The sequence below is a fragment of the Eubacterium sp. AF34-35BH genome (genome assembly GCF_003477765.1).
GTDB lineage: Bacteria > Bacillota > Clostridia > Lachnospirales > Lachnospiraceae > Eubacterium_G.
Window position 1 is genome coordinate 19,684 of sequence record NZ_QUDZ01000005.1, and the last position, 22,946, is coordinate 42,629.

At 31.7% G+C, this 22,946-nt stretch carries 23 protein-coding genes; 2 read left to right on the top strand and 21 right to left on the bottom strand.

Annotation, left to right across the window (positions count from 1 at the left end):
• Window positions 1–180 precede the first annotated feature (180 nt).
• The 8 genes from DWZ69_RS06815 to DWZ69_RS06850 form a co-directional block, all read right to left on the bottom strand.
• Window positions 181–597 (bottom strand): hypothetical protein, encoded by a 417-nt coding sequence (locus tag DWZ69_RS06815; RefSeq protein ID WP_117999863.1) that lies wholly within the window; start codon window positions 595–597, stop codon window positions 181–183.
• A gap of 84 nt (window positions 598–681) precedes the next feature.
• On the bottom strand, window positions 682–1,293 hold the full coding sequence (locus tag DWZ69_RS06820; protein ID WP_117999864.1) for a hypothetical protein: 612 nt from the start codon (window positions 1,291–1,293) through the stop codon (window positions 682–684).
• A 100-nt stretch (window positions 1,294–1,393) separates the two neighbouring features.
• The gene (locus DWZ69_RS06825) at window positions 1,394–1,756 is read right to left on the bottom strand and encodes a leucine-rich repeat domain-containing protein (protein WP_117999865.1); all 363 of its coding nucleotides are present in this window, start codon (window positions 1,754–1,756) and stop codon (window positions 1,394–1,396) included.
• 16 nt (window positions 1,757–1,772) lie between these two features.
• Window positions 1,773–2,429: a hypothetical protein gene (locus DWZ69_RS06830; RefSeq protein ID WP_117999866.1), complete on the bottom strand. Its 657-nt coding sequence runs from the start codon at window positions 2,427–2,429 to the stop codon at window positions 1,773–1,775.
• Between the two features lie 53 nt (window positions 2,430–2,482).
• Entirely contained in the window at window positions 2,483–3,526 is a 1,044-nt protein-coding gene (locus DWZ69_RS06835; RefSeq protein ID WP_117999867.1) for a WYL domain-containing protein, read from the bottom strand.
• A 126-nt stretch (window positions 3,527–3,652) separates the two neighbouring features.
• On the bottom strand, window positions 3,653–4,111 hold the full coding sequence (locus DWZ69_RS06840; protein ID WP_117999868.1) for a dual specificity protein phosphatase family protein: 459 nt from the start codon (window positions 4,109–4,111) through the stop codon (window positions 3,653–3,655).
• Window positions 4,112–4,160: 49 nt separating this feature from the next.
• Window positions 4,161–4,880: a metallophosphoesterase gene (locus DWZ69_RS06845; RefSeq protein WP_117999869.1), complete on the bottom strand. Its 720-nt coding sequence runs from the start codon at window positions 4,878–4,880 to the stop codon at window positions 4,161–4,163.
• A 502-nt stretch (window positions 4,881–5,382) separates the two neighbouring features.
• On the bottom strand, window positions 5,383–5,706 hold the full coding sequence (locus tag DWZ69_RS06850) for a helix-turn-helix transcriptional regulator (RefSeq protein WP_117999870.1): 324 nt from the start codon (window positions 5,704–5,706) through the stop codon (window positions 5,383–5,385).
• 1,189 nt (window positions 5,707–6,895) lie between these two features.
• Between DWZ69_RS06850 and DWZ69_RS06860 the strand changes: the two genes are divergently transcribed.
• Both DWZ69_RS06860 and DWZ69_RS06865 read left to right on the top strand, forming a co-directional pair.
• Window positions 6,896–7,279, top strand: coding sequence for a hypothetical protein (locus tag DWZ69_RS06860; RefSeq protein WP_117999872.1), 384 nt, complete (start codon window positions 6,896–6,898; stop codon window positions 7,277–7,279).
• Window positions 7,266–7,532: a hypothetical protein gene (locus DWZ69_RS06865; RefSeq protein ID WP_117999873.1), complete on the top strand. Its 267-nt coding sequence runs from the start codon at window positions 7,266–7,268 to the stop codon at window positions 7,530–7,532. Before DWZ69_RS06860 ends, DWZ69_RS06865 begins: the two co-directional genes overlap by 14 nt.
• A gap of 86 nt (window positions 7,533–7,618) precedes the next feature.
• Here the strand turns inward: DWZ69_RS06865 and DWZ69_RS06870 are convergent, their stop codons facing one another.
• From DWZ69_RS06870 to DWZ69_RS06930, 13 genes are all read right to left on the bottom strand, one after another.
• Window positions 7,619–7,888, bottom strand: coding sequence for a hypothetical protein (locus tag DWZ69_RS06870; protein WP_117999874.1), 270 nt, complete (start codon window positions 7,886–7,888; stop codon window positions 7,619–7,621).
• Between the two features lie 122 nt (window positions 7,889–8,010).
• Complete coding sequence (locus tag DWZ69_RS06875) at window positions 8,011–9,096, bottom strand: hypothetical protein (protein WP_118436527.1); 1,086 nt, start codon at window positions 9,094–9,096, stop codon at window positions 8,011–8,013.
• A gap of 299 nt (window positions 9,097–9,395) precedes the next feature.
• The gene (locus tag DWZ69_RS12070; protein WP_158561098.1) at window positions 9,396–9,569 is read right to left on the bottom strand and encodes a hypothetical protein; all 174 of its coding nucleotides are present in this window, start codon (window positions 9,567–9,569) and stop codon (window positions 9,396–9,398) included.
• A 518-nt stretch (window positions 9,570–10,087) separates the two neighbouring features.
• Window positions 10,088–11,107 carry a retron St85 family RNA-directed DNA polymerase gene (locus DWZ69_RS06885; RefSeq protein WP_117999876.1) on the bottom strand — a complete coding sequence of 340 codons (1,020 nt, stop codon included), beginning with the start codon at window positions 11,105–11,107 and terminating at the stop codon, window positions 10,088–10,090.
• Between the two features lie 261 nt (window positions 11,108–11,368).
• Window positions 11,369–11,653, bottom strand: coding sequence for a hypothetical protein (locus DWZ69_RS06890; protein WP_117999877.1), 285 nt, complete (start codon window positions 11,651–11,653; stop codon window positions 11,369–11,371).
• Between the two features lie 2 nt (window positions 11,654–11,655).
• Window positions 11,656–12,549, bottom strand: a complete 894-nt coding sequence (locus tag DWZ69_RS06895) for a hypothetical protein (protein ID WP_117999878.1) — start codon at window positions 12,547–12,549, stop codon at window positions 11,656–11,658.
• Window positions 12,550–12,611: 62 nt separating this feature from the next.
• Window positions 12,612–13,292: a hypothetical protein gene (locus DWZ69_RS06900; protein ID WP_117999879.1), complete on the bottom strand. Its 681-nt coding sequence runs from the start codon at window positions 13,290–13,292 to the stop codon at window positions 12,612–12,614.
• A gap of 1 nt (window position 13,293) precedes the next feature.
• A complete protein-coding gene (locus tag DWZ69_RS06905) occupies window positions 13,294–13,695 on the bottom strand; it encodes an ATPase (RefSeq protein ID WP_117999880.1) in 402 nt (133 codons plus the stop codon).
• Complete coding sequence (locus DWZ69_RS06910; RefSeq protein ID WP_117999881.1) at window positions 13,685–14,137, bottom strand: DUF4869 domain-containing protein; 453 nt, start codon at window positions 14,135–14,137, stop codon at window positions 13,685–13,687. The genes DWZ69_RS06905 and DWZ69_RS06910 overlap by 11 nt, the downstream gene beginning before the upstream one ends.
• Before the next feature lie 48 nt (window positions 14,138–14,185).
• Window positions 14,186–17,215, bottom strand: coding sequence for an SIR2 family protein (locus DWZ69_RS06915; protein ID WP_117999882.1), 3,030 nt, complete (start codon window positions 17,213–17,215; stop codon window positions 14,186–14,188).
• A gap of 79 nt (window positions 17,216–17,294) precedes the next feature.
• The gene (locus tag DWZ69_RS06920; protein ID WP_243081038.1) at window positions 17,295–17,939 is read right to left on the bottom strand and encodes a hypothetical protein; all 645 of its coding nucleotides are present in this window, start codon (window positions 17,937–17,939) and stop codon (window positions 17,295–17,297) included.
• Window positions 17,940–17,988: 49 nt separating this feature from the next.
• On the bottom strand, window positions 17,989–19,485 hold the full coding sequence (locus DWZ69_RS06925) for a DUF3800 domain-containing protein (protein WP_117999884.1): 1,497 nt from the start codon (window positions 19,483–19,485) through the stop codon (window positions 17,989–17,991).
• A 13-nt stretch (window positions 19,486–19,498) separates the two neighbouring features.
• Window positions 19,499–22,945 carry an HsdR family type I site-specific deoxyribonuclease gene (locus tag DWZ69_RS06930; RefSeq protein WP_117999885.1) on the bottom strand — a complete coding sequence of 1,149 codons (3,447 nt, stop codon included), beginning with the start codon at window positions 22,943–22,945 and terminating at the stop codon, window positions 19,499–19,501.
• Between the last annotated feature and the right edge of the window lies 1 nt (window position 22,946).

A 22,946-nucleotide genomic window follows, 5' to 3' on the forward strand; every position in this document is an offset into this window, starting at 1 on the left:
TAATTTAGTAAAGGACAAAATTAAATTATATTTCAATGTTTATTATGGAAAATTTTTTTATAGAATATTATTATAAATTCTTTTTTACAGTAAAAAACCACAGGCGAATCAATTTTAAAACGCCTGTGTTTTTTCTAATTCTAACAGCAACTAGGATTTACTACATCCAAATAAATCATTCTACCTTTTAACATTTTTTCCTCTCAATTCGTCAATTAAACTAATCAATGCATTACATTCCTCAATAAATTCTGTTTCGTTTTGAATAATTTCTTTGGATTTTCTTTTTTCTCTTCTGATAAATTTTATAACTGCTTCATATTGTTGTTTAAGTGCATGCTTTGATGAATTACCTTTTAATATTTTTCGTAATATTCTATTAAAGTAAATCTTTGACTCTGCATTGTCATATAGTACATGATCATATTTATCATTAAATACAAGATCATCGATATTTAGTAACTCATTTACATCATTTAAATCTTCACATTCATCTAGCAAAAAGTCATTATTAAATTCAATTGCTTGAATCAATTCATTTCTTGCAATATCAAGATTTTCTTCTGATATTTTAACAATATCTTCCTTTGTGTGCATAAAAACTTCCTCTCTTTCTTTATGTGTGTACACTTTATTCCTGTGAATAAGCTATATTCTTTTCCGATAAAACTATTTCTAATTCTAATTTTTACACTTCCAAAATTCTTCATTAATTTCTTCATTAATTTCTTCATTTATTCCTTCGTTTTCAAATAATTCATAACCTACTAATTGGCAAGATCTATTATACCAAAATATACACTCATCCTTTTTTGACCACTCTTTTTTCTTATGTATTTCGTAACAAGTATACATAAGTGGATTCTCCTTTGCATGTTCTAATGCCTTATACATTTGATTATATATTTGCCCATCTTCAGTTACATACATTCCATCATACTCACCTTCCAAACTGATTACTTTTTTTATCCTGTTCAATTCTTCCTTTAAAATTTCTTTGTCCCAATCAAACAGACTATCATCATCATCTAAAAAAACTAGTAATTTGATATATCTCTCTAAAATTGGTGTTTCCAATCTGCAAAAATCTTTCAAAATACATATAGCAAAACTTTCGTTTTTATATTGCCTTTCCTCTTTAGGTGTAAAACTTACGTAATATAACTGTTCCATTTCATCATAAGCTTCTTTTGAGCACCCCAACATTTCTAGTTTTAATGGTAACTCCGAAAGCAACATATCTAAATTGAAATAGTCTGTGCGCCTCGTATTTGTGTCAATTTTTAGTCCCATCTTTTCCCTCCTATAGTAAGTTCGATTTTATAAATAGTTCATACAAAATCTTTATAAGAAGAATAGCAAAACTGATGAGACAAATTTGTCCTATGAAATTTTATTTTATCTTTAACATCAAATCATTCATAACATTATCAAGCTTACGACATCCCTCAAATGCATAGTCCTCGATTTCTTTTATAGTTCCAGGTATTCTAATTTTATTTATGTTACCACATCCATCAAACGCTCCCTCACCTATTTGTTCTATTCCATGGTTAAAAATTATTGTTTTCAAATTATCACAATCAGCAAAAGCCTCTCTTCCAATTTTTCTCATAGTTTTTGGCATAACTACTTTTTCTACGTTTGAATTTTCAGCAAATACATATTCATCTATATGTGTAAAACCTTCCGGAATATAAATCACCTTTTCTTTACCTACAACTGATGTAAGAATTTTTTCTGACTTAAATTTCATATCACAATTTTATTCTCTATTTATTTTCTTTCGCCTGCTCTAACCATGCATGATATTCCCAATCAATCTTTGTTTCGTAATTTTTCTCTTCTGTTTTCTTTCTTATCTTGTCTTGGAAAATAGTATATTCCGTAATGTCATTCCATGTACTCCATTTAACTGACTTACAATAATTTAAATCCAAGCCCAGTTTATTTTTTTCTTCAGAAGCATTTGCTACTTTGATAATATAACTATCCACCGGAACATCTAATTTTTCCTTACTGATAGGGCATTCATCAAACATCAATAAATATTTCAACGTCATATTTACCCATTTTTGAGAAAGACCATATGTAAATCCTTTTTCATTTGTCCATATATCTTGTTCATCAGCTTTTTGTTTAATTAACTCAATCAATTCTATAGGTTCTGTGATTGAATTTATATTTTCTTTAAATAGTTCATATACACTATTTTTAAACTCTTCCTTTTTATTATTAAAAATCTTTGCATCTTCTTTTTTCATATTCTTTATCATCGAAAGTGAGTATTTATAAGGTATTCTTCTTGACAAATCCCTATACGCTCTATTAATACATTTTTTTAAAATATCTTCCTTTTCATTATCAATGTCAATTTCAAAATTTGTATAAGTCAAAAATCTTTGCATGTCATGATTTAAAATTCTCATATGTTTTCTCCTTTGCTTTTTTAATTTAACATTTTTTTAAAGTAACTTACTCATTAATTTTCTTCATAGTTCAACAATGCTGCTTTTAAGTCGTCTTTAACTGCATCAACTAACGTTTGTGGACTTAATACCTTTACATGCAACGCATACTGTAACGCCCATTTTCTCATTGACATTTCATTCACATACACCGAACATGTTACTTCATCGTCTGTTTCGTCCATAAACTGAACCTCTTTCCCAAACCAGTCAAAGATTTCGCTCAATATGTATTTTTTAGCTTTAAACTTCACACGTATGCTTTCGCCGCTAAACATATATATGTGTTCCATAACATGTTTTGGAAGATCAATTCCGTTTTCCAAGCCTTTAACCTGTTTTTGCGGTTTAACCTTTTCTTGAAGCATCTTTATATCTGTCATTCGGTCAACTCTAAAATGTGCCACATTATCGTATTTATCCACATTGCAAATCAAGTAGTATTTGTCATTAACAGCCACCATTTGATATGGATTAATTACATAAGGTTCACTTTTTCTTGGATGAAGTTTCTTGTCCGTTCCATATTCATTGTATGTAAAAGCAACTTTCCTGTGTTTTGTTATTGCTTCATCCAATATGTCCAGTGTAAAAAATAGCTGATTATTGCGTGGCATATTGTCCGGCAAATTCTGAATATGTTTAACACGTGATTTAAAGAATTCATTAGATAAACCTTCAATCTTAGCAATCATATCTTTGCATTGTCTGGCTGGTAAATATCTGTTAAACAATAAACTGTCAATTAAAAGTCGTAGCTCACTGTCCGTAAATTCTCTTTTTAAATAAAAATCAGATAATATCGAGCTTTCTTCCTTAACCCCCTCTCTGTTTTTTACATAACGAACCGTCTCTGTGTATTCAATTTCATATCCGAAATCAATGAGGTTCATAATGTTTCTTTTGATAGTTTTGCGTTCAACAGTAGTGTTATATTCATTCTTTAATATTTCAGCTATCTGTTTCTGACTTAATTTGTGATTTTCATCAGTATAACGTTTTAGAATGTCTAAAATATTTATTATAATCATTTTCTTTGGTGGTATAGTGTAATTCATATTTCGTCCCTTTCTTACACATTATCTTAATGACCTTATATATCCAATTTTTCCGCTCTCATAATTACTTTAATTATAACACATACAAGGTGTAATGTAAGTATAATATTTTAATATATAATACTTTTATTTTATCTTGTTATATTTCTTTAAAGCATCTAAAACTTTATTAAATATCATCTGATTCGGATAATATCTATAATCAGCAAATATGCTTATACCATTCTTGTTGTAGTATTCCAATATAGCTGCTGCACATGCTGCACTTCTACTTTGACCATATTCACATTGACATATAATATCCATATTCTTATTATATGCCTCATCTATAAATTCTGCCAGTTCATCTACTTCTGTAAAATATGTTTCAAAAGTCAAATCATATTCCGGCAATACTTCTATATCAATATCATTTACTGCTACTTGAAATAGCATATCTGCTTTTCCTGAATAATCAACGGGAGTAGCCCTCTCTCCTTTTGCATTTGGTGGATCATAAAAACTAATAACCGCTGTATTCTTCAATTTTTTTACTTTTTTTAATAACTCCTCAATTGCTTTCTTTGAATAAATTTCTATATTCATTTGCACCTCTTTAATAACTTAATTTTTTTACAAACAAACTAATAGTCTGCTACATTATTCTTCTAAAATTTCCAACCACTTCATCGGTATGCATATTCCTGATATTATTAAATATAGCTATATCACTTTCACTAATTTTCTTATCCATATGCCAATGTCCAAAATAATGCTTCTTATATTCTACATTGTCCACTATCCATTGAATGTAATTTTGTAACTTAATTTCCTCTATTGCTTTGTGTCTTTGACCAAGTTTCTTAACAAGCCTCCTTTGACAAGTGTGGGTAATAATATAATCAACTTTAAAATCTGCATTAATTAAATTATTTAGTCCACTATCGTACTCATTTTCATTAGGAAGTTCTTCTTCAAAATATGTTTTATTTTTCTCGCGCCAAAAGCGGTCAACACTATAAGCTCCGCCAAAACAAAAAATTTTGATTCCATCTATATTGACTATTTCACCTCTCATTATGTGAATGACTCTAGGCAATAACTTATGGCATTTTGCACCACAGAACTCACTTATTTCTGTTCTATTAATAAAATTGTGATTTTCATGATTTCCATCTACAAAGACAATGTATGCATTCTTGCTCTCAAGCATATTGTTAAGTATAGTATATTTATCACTATTTGAATTTATATCAAACCAAAATAATCCAAAATCCCCCGTTACAAACAACATTTCATCATTCTCAATACTCCTTACCATTTCCAATAGTAGCAAAATATCACCATGTACATCACCGGTCACTAAAACGTGCATTAATTACCCCTTTCCTAGTAAATCGTCACTTTTGTTCAAATAAAACCTATCATACTATAAATTTTAACCCTCTTTTATAAAATATAAAAAAATAGATGTGACATTTTTACCGCATCCATTTCTAGTTACTCTCGCCATTAAAAATTAAATTGTCTTTTTTCCTATATATCATTATACCACTACAATTTCTACTTTTTTTCTCAAGCTGACTTTTTTACAATAGCACGACGCATAATATTTAATCACTTTGTCTTGCATTCTTTTTTTCTATATAAAATCCCTTTTGTTCATTTGTTTTTCTAGTACCTAACACACAATTTTACATCTTATGTTATGACCTAAATTTATAAAATAATTATATTATTAGTTATTACAAACAAAAAACCTTCAGGTTTTGCATTCCTGAAGGTTCTCCAAAAAATTATAGGAAGAAACTATATTCAAATATGATATGAACTTCTAATCACGAGGAAAGAAAAAATAGTTCATATCGTCTGTTTATCTAATTAATTACATCCTGTTCTTTTATCTGATTAATCATTGCTCCGAATAGTACTGAGAGTTTTGATTTCATTTCTAATGGAAGCTCATTTAATGCTTCATCCACAGATGCTATGTTGTTCTTAACTCCTAATATTGTATTTGGATCAGTTTCCAAGGTGTCTGCTATCTTGAATAATAATTCTATACTCATATTCTGAGAACCACCCTCAATCTGATAAATATGTGACTGGCTTGTTTTTGTTCTATATGCCAATTCAAAAACTGATATATTTTTCTTAATTCTGATTTCTCTTATTCTATTTCCAATTTCAATGTTATCCATTTTAATCTCCTTCTCTAATAAAGGAATGTGTTACCACGTCTGGTATGTTGGGATGTTAAAAGCAACATCAGACAACGCCAAAAGTCCTTTCCAACAAGTCTCTTTCAATCTGACCGTCATCAGTATATGAAAATATCACGGCTACCAAATATGGGTCACGGCTCATTCATATTTTCAAACTATTTACATATAGTAGAAACTCATTACACATTCTAATGCTAATCCTCGATTCTAAGGATTCTGGTTCTTTCCTGAACCTCTTTTATCTTACTATTGTTATAACTAAATTACGTGGGAGCACCACTACTACTTTTTTAGTGTTCCTCATCCTCAACTACAATGCATTTCCTACCTGTAACAATGTAATCAATAGTAGTATCAAAATTCATTTTTCGTAGCCCTGTTCTTTGTCGCTGCTTCTCCAATAGTCTTATATAGTCTTGACTCTCTTAATTTAATTGAGCCTTTTATATCCGTAAAGCAGATCTGATAGAAACCATTGGCTATATTAACTATTATCACTTCTTTTATGTGCATCCCATTTTCTATGATATACACGTGCTCTACAATGCCATACTTGTAAATCAATTTTACACCTCACACAAATAGTTTTCCGTTAATCATTCTGCTACATATTTCTCATCTCCTTTTTTTTATAAACTGTTATTTTATTTTCATTGACCACAGTTTTAATATAAATGTATTTCTTCCCAAAGTCGTGGTAGCACCGCTACTACTTTACTTACTTATAAAACGAAAAAAAGACTCCAATGTGACTAATTAATCACATTGGAGCCTTATTTCTCCTATATTTGCCGAAATGGTATCATATTGGTATCACTTCGGTAATATTATATACAATTATGTGGTTCAAAGCCCTTTATTTAAAGGCTTTTTAAAAATTTGAATTCAAAAAAACGGCTACTCAAACTCTTCCCAAAGGAAGTATCATCAAATCAAAAATGTTGATTTGATGCGGCATTCCACCGCATCTGTTTCATCTTATGTTACTCTTTTCATATCGTTTTCAAAAACTTTAGTAGCAAATCAGTTGCAATTATTCCATGTTGCTTCTACGAAATCCATGGCAGATATAATCTACTTTTACTACTAAAAACGAATAATCAAATTTGGCTTGCGAGTGCTTAACTGTGCCTGCTGCTACGCCAACTATAAAAGGAGCTTTTCTATGAGCAATCAACACAAACACCCAACTATAAGTTTTAGAATTAGCGATGCTGAACGCAAACAAATCGAAGCTCGTATCCTTGCCAGCGGCATGATGAAGAAAGATTACTTTGTCCGTTCCTGCATCTATAATCGCATCTGCGTTGTCGGCAAGAAAGAAACTATATATCCTCTTGTGCAGACTGTTAATGCTCTGTATCTGCAATTACTTGAAATGCAAAAATCATTTATTGAATGCTGTGAACATCAAGCTTTAAACAGTCTTCCTACAAGCGATGAAATCAAAGAACTACAGACCGATTATAACAATCTGCTTACAGCCATCATTGACCTGCTTGATGGTGCTAAGTATCTGTGGGAAGGAGAACATCATGAAGCAAAATAATCCTTGTTACCTGTTTGGTATGTATGAACCTGACACATATTCCGTTATTGTTAATGCCATCAATGATACATATACCGGCACACCTCTTACTATCAGTTGTGAAAAATGCAATTCAGCTGTCTTGCTCAACACACCTGATGACATTGCGTATCTATATCGGCTTGCCCAAGAAAATCCTCTGCTGTATGCTGAATTGGCTTGCAAACCTAATGGATTACAGGCATATGTGGATGCTATGAATGAATTTAACTAAACTTACATAGCACTGCTATATCTTAAACTGCTCTCTGAGTATTCTTTCGAGTTTTTTAGAAAAAACTTGAAAGAATACTCAAGTCATTAATATATTTTTATAATACATGATAGACATCTTATAAATTCAACCCTAAAAAACTGTGGTGATGCATAAAATATATATCCATCTAATGCTATTGCTCTCCATTTATCTATTACTTCTCCAATACTGCTTGCATCTTCTCTTGATAAATTAGGCGCAAACATTAAGATGTCTGTACCTTTTTCATCATCTGCCAATTTTACTGCATATTCTTTTGATAATGGATAATATTTATACAATTTTCTAGGATTATCATATAAATTAATTAACAAATTTCTTCCACTCCTGTTTTTTATTTATATATACTTCATCTACAATATAGTACATTTTTTGCATTAACACCGCATTACAATTCTTTTAATAAAAAATATTCGCCCGTCCGAACATTTCATAACTAATCATTTAATTTTTCTTTATTTTCCCCATTGATATCTATCTTATATTTATCATTTCCTTTTTGATAAAAAATATATTCGCCTTCAATTTTATCAATTTGATACCAAAAGTCATCAGCCTCATCTAAAACTATTTGCTCAGTCCCATCTGGCTTAGCTTTTATTAACCTATTTGAAGTATAATATATCCAATCATCATCTGTATTTTCTAATAACACCACTTTTTCTAATCCATTTGCTTCATTTTCAATCTGTATTTTATAATTTGAATATATTGCCCACCCATTTTCTATTCTAACATTATAATGACTACCTTTTAAAATTGGACTAGATATTTCGTAAGCCATTCTAGTCATATGATTACCATTTAAATCGATTCTATATAAAGCATGTCCTTCCAGCCCAGCACCAATTGTATCAAAGCAATATGTAAAATAAATATATTCATCATCTACTGAGAAATCATATAGTTCTTCTTCCATAACTCTTTTGTTCATTCCATCAGGTCTTGCAACATACAATTCTCCATGTGATAGATCTGCCAATGTTGAATTCAAATATATAACACTATTTTTTATCACTTCAAAATGTGGACAAGCATCTTTACTTATTTTCTCGGCAATTTTTCCTTTTTGCCATTTATACAATACTGGGTATGTAATAATTTTATCACCAATCATTTGAGATGTATTATATGTAAAAAATGTATATTCTCCAATTATTTTCTCATTGAGAATGTCTACACCAATAGGATAAATAATCTCATTCTCATCATTCAATATAGCGATTTCTTGATATGGACTCGGCTTCTTAACCAAATAGCAAAATACAAATACAAGCACACAAAGAATCACTACTACAATACATAAAATGATTCTTTTCCAAACTTTTAAATTTATCAAATCTCGACAAAACTCTTTTACATTTTCTTTTATAGTCCTTTTCCCTTTTTTATATTTACTCAAAATCCATTTTATGACACAAAATAAAATAAGCAACAATATTATTATTGCCATTCCAATCCAACTTATTTTAACATTATTTAAAATAGATTTAATTAACTCACCTGTTTCTTTTAAAGACATCTCTTCTCTTCCTTTTTATTATTCTCAATTTCATTTTTCAATTGTTTTACTTTTGATATATTAGAAAAGAAATTTTTTCTTATTATTTTCAAAAATATGTAATCAACATCATACTTATTGATATAATTGAAAGTATTAACACTTTTTACTTATCTTAGTTTTAGCTCGGCTTTTAACTTGGCGTCTAATTCAATATGACAAGTTAAAATGCCATGATAAAGCTACACATTTACTAATTTTTGTCTTTACACTCATTTTAACTCGTTCTCTAACTCGGCATTGCCAAGTTGAATAACAAATTAAATTTCTTTTAAAATATATTTCGCATACCTTCCACCATTACTCATTTCAATAATATTTTCTTCTTTCATTTTTTCAATTGTACGTCTTGCCTGCTGATCCGTAAATCCACACAACTCTTGTACTGTACTACGATTAATATATCCTTGCAATTTAATGTATTTTGTAATCATATCTTTTGCTTTAATATACTGTACTGTTTTATCTCTGGTATACTCAATATCTTACTTTACTGCCTCATAAACCCGTGCTGTCAACATGTATTCCTTTCCAATAATCTCTATTAACCCAAATTTCATTAATTCGGAACAACATTTTCTCGCTATTTCTTTTTCAATGCTCTAGCTACTGTTGTTTTTCCACTTCCAGAGTTACCCCTTAATATAATTATCTTTTTCATAATTTCTCCTTAAACTTGCTACTACTCTCTCCACAAATAGAGCCAAACTAGAGCCATCCGATAAAACAAATGCCGGAAGTCCGCATAAATACAGGCTTTCGGCATTTCTGTCCGTTATTCAAACTCATTATGTCCCAGGTTAAACTTAACTTATTTTGATTAAGCATTAGTTGAATATGGGGCATATTTCTATATCAATTACATTATTTATTCTGACCTTATGAATGGACGTTGCCAAACTGTTGCCATAAGGACATTATACATTAACATCGAAAATGGTACAAGTATTTATCAGTCCTTTATATTATTTAAATAACTTAAATACTCTTTAAGCTCATAATCATACGGATTAACAAATAATCCATATTCTATCTTCCCCTTTAAATGTGAAAGATAATTTGCTTTTTCTATTTTACAATATTCAAGATGAGATTCTATGCCATATTTTATTATATAATGCATTTCTTGTCTTATCTTTTTTCTTTCAGGTCTAGGTAATTGCATTTTTTCATTAACAACAATTCCAGTAACTTCTTGTCTTTGTCCTCGTCCTCTAGTTCTTGTTTTTTCATCGTTAAGCTTCAATCCTAAATCATTTAACTGTCTTTTTACCTTTGAGATAATTTTTCCAGGATGAAAGTCTCCAGAGAAAGTCATATCGTCTGCATATCTTGTATATCTAATCTTTTGTTCCATTGTATATAGACCAATTTCATTATCAAAATCCTCTAATACAATATTAGAAAGCATAGGACTGGTTGGTGCTCCTTGAGGTAATGAACCGTTTAAGCAACATAAATTTGTCAACATCACAACAACATCCTCTTTATATCCCAAATTCCAAAACAAATCAAATATTTTATCTGAACTTATTGAATCAAAAAAATTTTTGATATCCAATGAAAGAAGCACTTTTTGTTTTCTATGAAATCGCGCATTGTCCTTTATTGATTTCTTTTTTATATATGCTTTTGCATATACACTCGTATCTACATTTACCAAAATATTATCAAGAATCCATTTTTGTATCTCTTTCAAACTGGGCAGTGGCTCAGATATTTGTCTAAAATTCCCATTCTTTTTAGGAATTTTATAATATCTATAAAAATCAGCAGGGGAATTACTTACACTATAAACATACTGTTTTTTATAGCCTAATAACAAGCATAAGTGTTCTTGATTAAAAATTATTGGCAAACGCTTATCATACAATTTTTTTGCATACTTCAACCATTTGTCACAATAATCTTCATTTTTCTCATTTTTTTTCGCAACTCTAATAAACTCGTTTTTATAATCTTCCCAGTCCACAATATCCTCCAAAAAATCTTGGAACAGCTACTAAATAGTATCTGTCATATAACTACGGCAAATGAGCTTACTCATTTGATGCAGTTATATGATGAGAGAATTCTCCGAATTCTCGAATACGTAAGAACAATCTTGATTTTGCTCCTGCAAAATAAAGATTGCTCTTACACAGGCTTGAAAATAAGTTCTTCTTAGGTTGACAGACTCGACAACCCTGCACAAAGTGCATAAGTCTAGCAGTTCAAAGATTACTATATTATATCAAGGTAAATATATATCTTCAAGTGACATTTTTTCTACTTTATATTGTTCCAATTTTGCAATCTCCTTGTATCGATATTTTTCCTCTAGTTCTAACAGCTTATTCTTTCCCCGCTGTGTAATTCCTTGTTTAATTTCATCATCAGTATATACATATCCCATATTTTCCAACTCATTAAACATCTTTAAAGCTTCTGAATATGAATATCCCAACTTGAGGATTGTTCCTATCGACGCACTCTTATTAATAATATCTAAAATTAAAAAGATTAAATATTCACTCATATTTATGTATCCACTCCTACGTTATTTCGCCTTGAAAAAGGTGCCAGCATAATGTTCCCATCCTTTTTTCCCTCATACCAATAAAATGGCAAAGTATTATTTGGTGTTTTAATCATTGTAACTAGAGCTTCTGATTCCTTATATCCCAAATACAAATTATGATCTTTCACCCTTATTTGTTTACTAATTTTTTTCATCTGTTCAACTTTCTTCTCAGCTTCTTCATGTTCATAATTATCGGAAATAGCTTTATTCTTAATCACAGATGCATATATAGGTACTCCATATCCTTCAACAGCATTTTTTCCACATTCTTGTAATACCAAAGCTAATACATTAATTTTATCTTTTGAAATTCCTTTTTCCTCTACTGTATTAATACACCCTAATACAGTATCTCCCGATCCAACATAATCATCTACTAGCATTAAAATTTCAATTTCATCCTTGTGTTTTTCTAAGCCGTTAAATGTTTCAATAATTCTCACTCTTTTATCACGGAATACAGAGAGCTTTCGAAATACAATACCCTGTAAAAAATAACAAATTATATTTCCGCTCTTTGTTTTATCAATATAATCTTTATCTTGCACTGGAAAAACGTGAATTGTATCTAAATTATCTAACAAATACTTTTTTTCTTCAAAAAAAATCTTAAGAGTTTTCGATAGATAATTACAATATTCATCCACATCTACAACTAAATAGTTCTTAGTCAATTCTATTATCAAATCTCTATCTGAATCTGATTCTAAAGACTGAAGTCGATCACAAAAAAGATCAAATATTGAATATTCATCGTCCGTGCTTTGTTCGATCGTCCATCCTTTTTCTTTAAAAATAGAAGCAAGTTCAAAAATATATTTGTCATCTAAAATATGTTTATTTATAAGCATTTATTCCTTTATGTTCCTCCGTATTAATTACATTTTATCTGTCAACCTCATATCGCATATTTTCATTCATGGAGTAATATATTTAATAGTTTTTGAACCGCTTTAGTCTTTATCAATAATTTCATCTTTTCACTTCCACCTTCAACCTCTGGTTTTCCACACCTAAGACTATCCGGATGTTCAGATACGCAACAATCTTTATACCAGCATTCACCCATAAGCAGACCTTTAACAGACCACTTCTCATTTTGTGTAAATTCGCCTACCAATGATTTCATCACTCGCTCTGTAGAATATCTTTTAAACCCTGCTAAATACTGTAACGACTTCTCGTCATTAATCTTTGACAAGTTGATTCTATGATCCTCAATTGCCGACAAAACATCTTCTCGAATCTTGATTTTGTCTGCCTTACCGGTGCCCGTCCAAGTAACCAGCTTGTCAAATGCAAGAATTAAGTGTTCAAAACAAATCATATCTAGAAGTATAATCTTTCCTTTTGATTTTTCTGCTATTGATTTCAACAAGCGATACTTATTACGAATATCCTGATTGTCAACTACATAATCAAATGCAATATAATACTCGTCATCATTTTCTAGTTTCAAAACTGTAAGGGCATCCAAGATTCCCTGATTGCTTTCTTTACTTTCAACTACAAATGCATTTTCAAAGAAAAGTTGATTAATCAGTTTCCAGAAGTGAAGTCCTGCACCTATATCTTCTGTCCATAAATATTTCATATCACAACTCCTCTTCTAGTGTTATCCTGTTATCTTCAAGTTTCAACACTTTAAAGCTCTTATCCGATACATTGAGCCCATCACAATTTCTCAAAAAAAGCATATATTGATTGGAAAATTCGAAATTAATGAATCTTCTAATTTCATCATTAATCAAAATATCCGCATTATCAATCACGATAAAATTGTCCTTACACTGTTTAACTGCCTCTAAAAGATTATCTGATTTGTAATTGAACAGTTTAATTGCTTTATATTGGTCGGTAAGTCTTAAATCTTCTAACATTTCATACAGAACAGTTTTACCTGTGCCACTATCTCCACCAACGAGAGTTATTCTGTCATCAAACATCAAATCGTATGAAAATGGATCCGCTTTAAATGTAATATTCTTATAGATCATCCGCTTCTCTCCTTTCATACTCTTTACTCCACCAAGCATTGTACCCTGAATTACCGGTTACTATATCTTTATCATTAAACCTGATTTCTACATTATCCGGAATCTCTGCAAGTGTAGGGCGTGACATATATATCTTTATATCATCCATCGCAAATATAAATTTTAATACATTTGGACCACATTCCTCTACGCACACCACCTTATCAGGATGCTTTACTATATTGAGTAATGTCTTACATCCAGATGACAAATTACGTATTGTGCCCAATCCATATTTTGTTTCAATGTGCTTATCTGGTGTCAGTTTTGCCTCATCCACTTGCCGAATGAGGTTTATTTCATTTTCAGACATTTCTTCATTACATGTATTCAAATTGAAATACAAGTCATTTTGAAGAATCCAATCTTTTGACTCTTTTTTTTCTGTATATATATTAATCATTCGATGCCACTCCTTTAAACAGATTTCATTCTTGATTATTGATAATCCTTACATAAAATATCTAAAATTATACGGTCTATCATAGACCACTAAGTCTTGCTTAGCAACACGGGACAATGCCTTAGCAAAATCCAGCGTTACAGGCAATATTTTATATAATCCGTCCCCACTATTCCAATTCATTTTAGTAAGCATTAGAATTTCATTGACCAATTCCAGAGCCGATGATTTTCCCATAAATCTTTTTACCAATAATGGTGCAGGTATTCCTCTACCATTTTTGTAATAATTCAAATTTTTTCCAGCCAATTCATCATGCTGAACACTTCCATGTGTCCAGATTAAAAATGTATCTTTATCAAGTGGAATAACCGTTCCTCTTTGAATCGGAAATAGTGTTGCAACATCATTCTGAAATCTTATAGCCCGCCACGCAGAAAATTCTTGAATTTGCAGTAGTTCAATATTATCCACACCTGCAAGTCCTTTTGTTATTCCTTCCATTTCTTCCTTTGTGAAATGTGTTGTCTTATGTATTACAATTCGATTTAGTTTATGCAAAGGAACCGACTCGTCATAAATTCTTTTCAAATTGTTCATAAGGCGGCAAGCATCTCCACTTCTCATATACGGATTTTTCTGTATAATCTGTGGATCTTTTAACGGACGTAAGTACAATTCCATCCCATTTCCTTCTGAGTCAAACAACTGACTACAACCAATTGATATTTTTTCATTATTCTTTATTGATTGTACATAACTTAATCCAATATACGCCGTGTCATATCTTGTCATCTTTGGTTTCCACAATTTTCCAACAGCCTTTGTATATATAGCCGTGGAAAGCCCCCACATAATCTTTGCCATATCACTATTAGTATGGACTGATCTTTCTTCTATTATCTGTGTAACAATACCTTTTCCTGCACAATATATTTTTAGTGAGTCATGCAAATCAAAATAAACATTTTCATTTTTCAGTTCTCGCATTTTACTTAACCGATTTGGAATATAGATTACCAAAACATCAAATTCATGCTTTTCTCTTTCCATCACATCAATATATCGACAAATTCCATTAAAAAACTCTTCAGCAGATGCCTTTAAAGCATCGCTTAAAGAATAACCCTTAAATCTTTTGGTATCATTTCCATTTGGAATATTCAATCCACATCTAAAAACATCTTGAAATCCTATATATTCTGGTAAAAATGCCTTATCCTGCTTTAAAGTTGTTGCATGGTGCTTATTTAGTTCATTTAAGTGCCTCCATATATCTGCTGCGCATTCTCTAGGCGACAGCACTGCTAATCGTACACTTCGATTAGCATATGATTCTAATGGTCCATAATTAATTAAACCTTTTAATTGATTGACTGCAATGCAACTATCATTTTCATAGTCAAAAGCAAGTTCAGTTTCCTTTGCTTGATAACATTTATCAATGCTGCCTGTTCCTGCAAATCGAATTCGTTGTGTACTAAACTCCAATATAGCATTTCCTAATTCAAAGATTAATTTCCTGTTCGTTGATAATTTCTGTACCCATATTTCTACCTTTTCATTCATCTGCTTATTATATAGTGTTGACATTTCATTGTTTACAATATTCTGATACGCAAATCTATCTAATTGAGATCCGTCACTTTTTAATACATATACTGTAGGCAATAAATTCATAACTACATTATCTTTAACAAATGTCATCGCTATTTTAATTGCATCATAAACAAAATAACCGTTTCTTAATCGCCTGCTATTTCTATCAAAGTACTTATTTTTTCCAAATGAAGACAAGCCTTTGCTTAACAAATTATTTTCTATAATCTCATAAAACATACCAATAACATCCGAATGTTCCAATTTCATCATATATATTGGAATATCCATTTCCTCAATATCACTAATGTTTTTATCTGCAAAAGCCTCTAAAATTCCGTTTTTGCTACCTAATGCCCATACTTTTCCTTTATGTAAAATAGCAACACAAGAATTATTTGTTATTGCCCGTAATTCTTTCCAAGTGGTAATGTTTGAACTAAATACATAACATTTTCTTGGAAACTGTATTGCTGGTAATGCATTAGTAATTGCTGATGCTGTATGCCTTCCTATCGCATCATATAAAATCTCTTGTTTTTTATCATGCCCCTTCCATAATTCATCAATATTGGTATTTTCCAAATTCATAGCCAAATATAGACTATACATGAGATCATCAAAACCATCAATTTCAACCACAGCTGACTGTTCATTAACATTACATGCGTTCTCCATAAATTTGCATGCTCTTATACTAAGTTTACTGCCTCTTGGTTTACACCAATATACCCCTTTCTTTATACCGCCTTCATTGATTAATTCTTCCAATACAGACATAACAGAATTATCATTGCCAGCATATCCTATAACTATTAATCCATTTTGTTTTATAGAGGTCTTCCAGATATCTGCAATTTTATCCTCTAGCTTTTGCAATTCTGACTCTGTGTTTTTTAGTTTATCAAATAAATAATCTCCATGTAACTTTATTATATTAGGAAATCCCTCATTCAACGCAAATCCGACACTATTGCTAACCGCAGATGATATTGTTTTAATTGAAAACCCTGGATTAATTGAATGAACACCAGCTTGTACTAAATCATCAAAATTAGTCGTTGAAACTAAATCTATTTTTCCATTGACTATCAATTCCCCCATACATAAATATCCCAATGACGGTTTTATATCTCGTACTTTATTTCGAATATAATACTCTCGATCACTTCTTGACGGATAACACTTTTCAAAATAAAATGAATATTCTTCTGGCGACCATAATTCCGGGTATCCCCCTCGCCCGTCAAAGTATGATTGTATCTCCTTCTGTACATTCTCCTTAGACAAATCACCATACAAACTTGTCCGAATGTTATTGTCTGTACAATACAACGTTCTTTTAAAATCCCATACCATTTGCCCACCTGATGGAATATTAGATGATACAGATGCTCCCGCTCCCAAGAGGAAAGACATACTTTTATCCGGCTTAATTTTAAAACTATTTACAAATGTGTTAGCGTCTATTACTTTCATGCTTTCCTCCTATCCTTACTTCACATAGTGAACACTCTTTTATACAGATATGTACCCTAACTTATTACCATGCTTTCTCTCAATCATAATCAGGAACAAATGTTGCCATTTCTTCATAATATCCAGCAATACAATTTAAGTTATCACCTATCTTTTTGAATATCTCCACAAACATCTCTAAATCAACAACTTCATTCCCATAATTTTCGATATAAAAATGATATTCGTCATCGGCATTAAACGGGTAACGTGAAAAATCCATATTTTTCATCTTTGCATTAGCATTATGATCTTTATCGATTTTATCATATAATTCTGAAATATAATCGTCCAGCTCTTTGGTCATTTCCTTAAATTGTTTTCGTTGTTCTTTATCGGTTTCAAAATCTATCATACGTTTCTTTACTGTATTCCATATCTGCCTGATATCGTGCCCTCCACAAAAGGACTCTTTCGCATTAAGCAACATATTCAAAGACCAGTTTATAGATTTTAGATACAACTCTATTGCATGGTTTGCCGAAAACAACATTGGGAAAACCACACTATCAGCCTTCCTATCCATATTGTCCTGCAAACAGTCCTGTGCGAGCATTATCGCTGCCTTCATGTATCCATCAGCAATAATCATCATATCATGAATGGGTTGATGCTGTCTGGTTCTCCAATTCATATATGCTGTTTTGTCTATATCTACATTATACGAAAAAATCTTTTCCATCATTCACCTACTTTTCAAAACTATATATTTAAATTTCTAAAATGCCTAAAATCTATAAAATATCAACCAAATACCTTCCACCAATTAATGAAAATAACACTTTTGATGGAAATAATCTTTCACCCATACTGGAAACCCCAGCAACAGTCATAGTCCAATCACTGTACTCATTTGGCAACCTATAACATATAGGCTTATCATTTTCAGAGATTGTTACTAATGGAGTTCCATTCTGTGAAAATCCAACAGAAAGAACATAAAACTCATTTTGTCCACTATGTAATGGCAACATGGGTTGCTTGTTAATATCCTTATAAACCTTTGCACCTCTTTGATTATAAAAATAATCTTTGCCATCTTCTACTATAGGATCAATCGGTAATTTGTTTCTCATTATTTTATAACGTTCGTTCAAGTTCTCGCAGACAAAAGCATTGTAATATTCTGGTTGCATTTCTATCTTACTATTACGAATCTCATCTGCATCTGAAAAATGATTCATAAATTGAAGAAGTGCTACAAAAGCCACTAAATCATCCGAATAAATTCCAGAAAAAGATTTGTACCAATAGTCATTAACCTCACAAATTACCCGATATAATTTTTTATACAAATCAAGCTTTCTTTGATTCAATGCAAACCAGCCCGAATCTAAAAGTGTCTTCTTCATTTTCCCATCTTTATAATCTCCAGTTAACGATATCTTCAATGATTGCATCAATCGAGATATCAATCCAGCAAGCATATCAGCCATTCTGATTCCAACATAATCCTTAGAATCTTCTTCGATGACATTTTTAAGTCCTACATTCTTTGCAGAATTCAATGTATGCGATTCTTTTCCTTCTCGGTCAATCATCAACTGATATTCATTAACATTCATCTCTGTCAACAATTTCTTAAATCCATCAAAAGGTGCAAAATAGGTCCAATCTAATGTTTCGGGTACCTCTGTGTCCTCAAGCAGTAAAAGTATTTCCTGAAATGCTTGATTCTCATGCTCTTTCAAAGCAGTATTCGCTTGATTTTTAATAATCCTATCTTCTAAAAAAGACCGTAGTTCTTTAACAAATATTTGTGGTTCTTTATAGATTGCTTCTATCACCTTTTGTGGTCGATATATATTGATAGCCTTAATTATTGAGTATTTCATATAATCAACATTAATAAACATAGAACTGTGATAATTTACAAATAATTGGTTAATAACATATTCTATTTTGCTGAACGCAGAGAAATAAATAACTATTTTATCATCAAGCAATGATACAAGGTCTTCATAAAACTCAATAGTATGATTATTAAGAGACGCAAACCCCAGCCTAAAATCTTTTGCTTTCATAGTCTGGCTTTTTAGTTCTCCGTCTTTTTTTCTATAAGTATACTTCGATTCGAAAGCAAGATATCTGTCAGAAATACATTCATTTTCTTCTGCTTTCCACCCTACAATTCCAGTTATAAAATTATCACAGTAATTATTCGCAGTAACAGTCTCATAATTAATTTTTCTACTATGCTCTGTTTCATCATAGAAAAACATGTATTTCATATTCAGCACCTCCCTACTGATTATTTTTTGAATCACCATACTTCGACGAATCTTCCGCAACCATCATCACCTTATACTCTGGCTTATACTCATAAATTTTCCCAGAAGTAGATGCTTCATTTCCTATACCTTCTGTTCCAGAATACTCCTCAAAATTCTCCACCTGTTCCATAACTTTGTTAAATACTTCCGGACTATACTGTGGCGGATAACCATTCTTCACCAAGCATATTTTGATTTCCAATTTCAATCCATTTCTTACATTTTGGTTATTGAGCCAGTCGGCAAACGAAGACTTTGTATCAATAATATCTTTTATTTTCTTTGCTAAAGCTTTACATTTATCATTGACTATAACACCATCCACTTCTTTATCTGTTCCATATTCAAAGTTATATTGGTCACGCAAAGAAATCAAAATATCATAGAATGCTTTTTCCTCAAATGTTAAGCCAATTTTTCGAAAACTCTCTCTGTTTTCGTTCATCTGACGAAGAATAGCTAAAGCCTGTTCCGTTGCAATCTTAATTATATCTTCAGATGCCTTTTCCTGTGCCTCACCGGCTTCTTCAGCAGTAAGATGTTTACGTCTTTCATGATATTCTGCAATCGTCTTTTCCAACATTTCCTGATATGATTTTGCAGCTAACCGATTGACTTTTCCATATTCCTTAATTTCCTTTCGAAGCATCTTAACAAGCAATTCCAATTTAGTTGCCGGCATTTTGACATCAGATAATTTTTCAAAATATTCCGGAGAAAAAATATCTTCTTCCTCTCCGCTTTCAAGAACACTTTCCACCTGATTATATTTTAAAGCTTCTTCAACCATCTTTGAAACTGCACGATTCATAGTATCAGTGTCTACTTCACTTGTTCCGCTCATCTTACGAACAAAACCTGCTATAGCCATAAAGCATTGTGCAAGGGCAGATTCTTCTTCTCCAAGATAACCGGAAGGCTGACAAATATCAAAAGCCCCCCTCATTCGTTTTACTGTCTTTAAAAAATAGGTTTTGAAGGAAACTTTCTGAACACCGTTATTTCCTTCCGACTGTAATTCTTCTGTTGACGCAAATACATATTCCGCTGCTTTTGCAAGGAGTCTGTATCGTTCTATCGGATCACATTCCGGATTTGAAAATGGTGATAAATCATAACCTGTGAACATATTTTTCAATACTTCAAGTTCTTCTCTAAACACTGATGTAGCCTGCTCTACATCATCGGCTGTCGGTGCAACAGACGTATCGCCTCCATATACCTTCATAGCTTCACGCATGTTGTCGCGAATACCAATATAGTCGATAACCATACCATATTCTTTACCCGGATATTTTCTGTTTACACGGCTTATTGTCTGTATCAGCAAATGCTTCTTTAAAGGCTTGTCATTATATAAGTATGTAAGACAAGGAACATCAAAGCCCGTAATCCACATATCTACAACAATGACAATACGGAAATTTGATTTTTCCTGTTTAAAAGCAGCATCCAATTCTTCTGAACGCTTATCATTTTTAACTCCACCAAGATAATCATACATATCTTTTTCATCGTTACTGCCAACACTAGATACCATTGCCATAAATGGCATCGGTTTCACTTCTTTCAGTTCCTCTTCTGTTACAGAAACCCCATCCGGTGTTTTCTTTTCCTCAAACCATTCCGGATATTTATCCTTAAACTTCTGTAATAATGCATAGGCAATCTTTCTATTAGAACATACAACCATTGCTTTTTGTATTCTGTCTGGATCACCTGCACAAGATGAAACATAATGGTCATGAATATCTGTAGCAAGACGCTCAAGTCTGGAAGGCTCGCCAAGAATTACTTCCATAGAGCTCATTGCTTTCTTACTTGCTTCGATATCCTCATAGGTAGCGCCATCATCAGCACATTTTTTATAATAATCCTCAATTTCTTTTACTTTTTTATTATCAAGCAATACCTTTGCAATACGCGGATGATACTTAATGGAAACCGTAAGTCCATCTGCAACTGCCTGATCCATTGTATATCGATCAATTTCTTCACCAAAGGTCTGATAAGTTTCCGCAATAGGCGTTCCGGTAAAACCTACGAAAGTAGCATGAGGAAATGCTTCCTTCAATACTTTTGCATATGGTTTTGAAACCATAGCTTTCATATTTTCATCGGTATCCTTACTAAACTGAATTTTCTTAGAATGTTCAAGCTGAGTTCTGTGAGCCTCATCTGAAAAACATATAATATTCTGCCTATCATTGATAAGCCCGATTTTGTCATCTTTCCTGTCGCAGAATTTCTGAATGGTACAAATATAAAAACCGCCACTTTGTCTTGCACCAAGTTCCTGCCTCAACTGTGCTCTGTTTTTTACAACAGATACTTCACCCAGATTAAGAAACTCTTTACTCTTTGTAAAAAGTTTTGAACCTTGCTTTTGCAGTTCATCTCTATCAACAATTAATATAATTGTTGGTGAACCGATTTCCGGAATATCCGTACAACGAAGTGCAAGCTGACGTGCAAGAAAAGCCATCGTATATGTTTTTCCACATCCGGTTGCTCCAAAGTATGTACCACCTTTACCACTTTTTTCAACTACCGATTTAATAATACTTTGTTTAAGTAATCTTGTAGCAAAAAATTGTGGATAACGACATACAATTTCTTGCTCATCGCTATCATAAATACTATCCTGAAAATAAATATAATCTCTGAAAATCTCCAAGAATCGCTCTGGTGAATAAACACCCTTTATCATAGTTTCTGTTTCTGCAAAAGGTAAGGTGGATACAGCGTCTCCTTCATTTACTCTGCGCCAAGAATAAAAATGCTCGTAAGGTGTACGCACTGTACCTAATCTTGTTTTCACACCATCTGAAATGCAAGCCAAAGGGCAATAGTGTAAAAGATGCGGAATATCCCTCCAGTAGCGAATATTAATTTGCTCCCAAGCATCATAAATAGTCGCATTGGCATCAGCGGGATTTTTAAGTTCAACAACACACAAGGGCATACCATTTACAAACAAGAGCACATCTGGTCTACGATTTTCTTTTTGACCATTGTTTGTATATTCTACTGTAAACTGGTTCACTACACGGAAGATATTCTTATCCCAATTTTCAAAATCAATAAGTGGTATCATTCCTGGTAGCTCATTCTGCGGTGTAAACTGAACACCATTTACCATCCATCCATATACTTTGTGCAAAGTGGCAAAATCACTTTCCGCACCTACAAGACGGACATTATCGAAAATCTGTGTCACTTCCTCTTCGGTCAAATCCGGATTGGTGTCTACCATAAACTTCTTAAAATCATCAACAATTAGTACATCTCTTTTTGTGACACGACGGATATTATTACCAGAAGAATACTTCCAACCTTCCGCTTCTAAAAAGCCAATAAAGGCATATTCATATTCTGATTCACAATAATGACCATTGTATTCTTTTAATCTTGCCATA

Coding starts and splice junctions, on each gene's coding strand:
- DWZ69_RS06900 (WP_117999879.1), bottom strand. CDS start 13,292: ATGAAATATTTATGGACAGAAGATATAGGTGCAGGACTTCACTTCTGG.
- DWZ69_RS06905 (WP_117999880.1), bottom strand. CDS start 13,695: ATGATCTATAAGAATATTACATTTAAAGCGGATCCATTTTCATACGAT.
- DWZ69_RS06915 (WP_117999882.1), bottom strand. CDS start 17,215: ATGAAAGTAATAGACGCTAACACATTTGTAAATAGTTTTAAAATTAAG.
- DWZ69_RS06865 (WP_117999873.1), top strand. CDS start 7,266: ATGAAGCAAAATAATCCTTGTTACCTGTTTGGTATGTATGAACCTGAC.
- DWZ69_RS06820 (WP_117999864.1), bottom strand. CDS start 1,293: ATGGGACTAAAAATTGACACAAATACGAGGCGCACAGACTATTTCAAT.
- DWZ69_RS06875 (WP_118436527.1), bottom strand. CDS start 9,096: ATGTCTTTAAAAGAAACAGGTGAGTTAATTAAATCTATTTTAAATAAT.
- DWZ69_RS06840 (WP_117999868.1), bottom strand. CDS start 4,111: ATGAATATAGAAATTTATTCAAAGAAAGCAATTGAGGAGTTATTAAAA.
- DWZ69_RS06825 (WP_117999865.1), bottom strand. CDS start 1,756: ATGAAATTTAAGTCAGAAAAAATTCTTACATCAGTTGTAGGTAAAGAA.
- DWZ69_RS12070 (WP_158561098.1), bottom strand. CDS start 9,569: ATGATTACAAAATACATTAAATTGCAAGGATATATTAATCGTAGTACA.
- DWZ69_RS06860 (WP_117999872.1), top strand. CDS start 6,896: ATGAGCAATCAACACAAACACCCAACTATAAGTTTTAGAATTAGCGAT.
- DWZ69_RS06850 (WP_117999870.1), bottom strand. CDS start 5,706: ATGGATAACATTGAAATTGGAAATAGAATAAGAGAAATCAGAATTAAG.
- DWZ69_RS06830 (WP_117999866.1), bottom strand. CDS start 2,429: ATGAGAATTTTAAATCATGACATGCAAAGATTTTTGACTTATACAAAT.
- DWZ69_RS06925 (WP_117999884.1), bottom strand. CDS start 19,485: ATGAAATACATGTTTTTCTATGATGAAACAGAGCATAGTAGAAAAATT.
- DWZ69_RS06835 (WP_117999867.1), bottom strand. CDS start 3,526: ATGAATTACACTATACCACCAAAGAAAATGATTATAATAAATATTTTA.
- DWZ69_RS06890 (WP_117999877.1), bottom strand. CDS start 11,653: ATGAGTGAATATTTAATCTTTTTAATTTTAGATATTATTAATAAGAGT.
- DWZ69_RS06910 (WP_117999881.1), bottom strand. CDS start 14,137: ATGATTAATATATATACAGAAAAAAAAGAGTCAAAAGATTGGATTCTT.
- DWZ69_RS06845 (WP_117999869.1), bottom strand. CDS start 4,880: ATGCACGTTTTAGTGACCGGTGATGTACATGGTGATATTTTGCTACTA.
- DWZ69_RS06815 (WP_117999863.1), bottom strand. CDS start 597: ATGCACACAAAGGAAGATATTGTTAAAATATCAGAAGAAAATCTTGAT.
- DWZ69_RS06930 (WP_117999885.1), bottom strand. CDS start 22,945: ATGGCAAGATTAAAAGAATACAATGGTCATTATTGTGAATCAGAATAT.
- DWZ69_RS06920 (WP_243081038.1), bottom strand. CDS start 17,939: ATGATGGAAAAGATTTTTTCGTATAATGTAGATATAGACAAAACAGCA.
- DWZ69_RS06895 (WP_117999878.1), bottom strand. CDS start 12,549: ATGCTTATAAATAAACATATTTTAGATGACAAATATATTTTTGAACTT.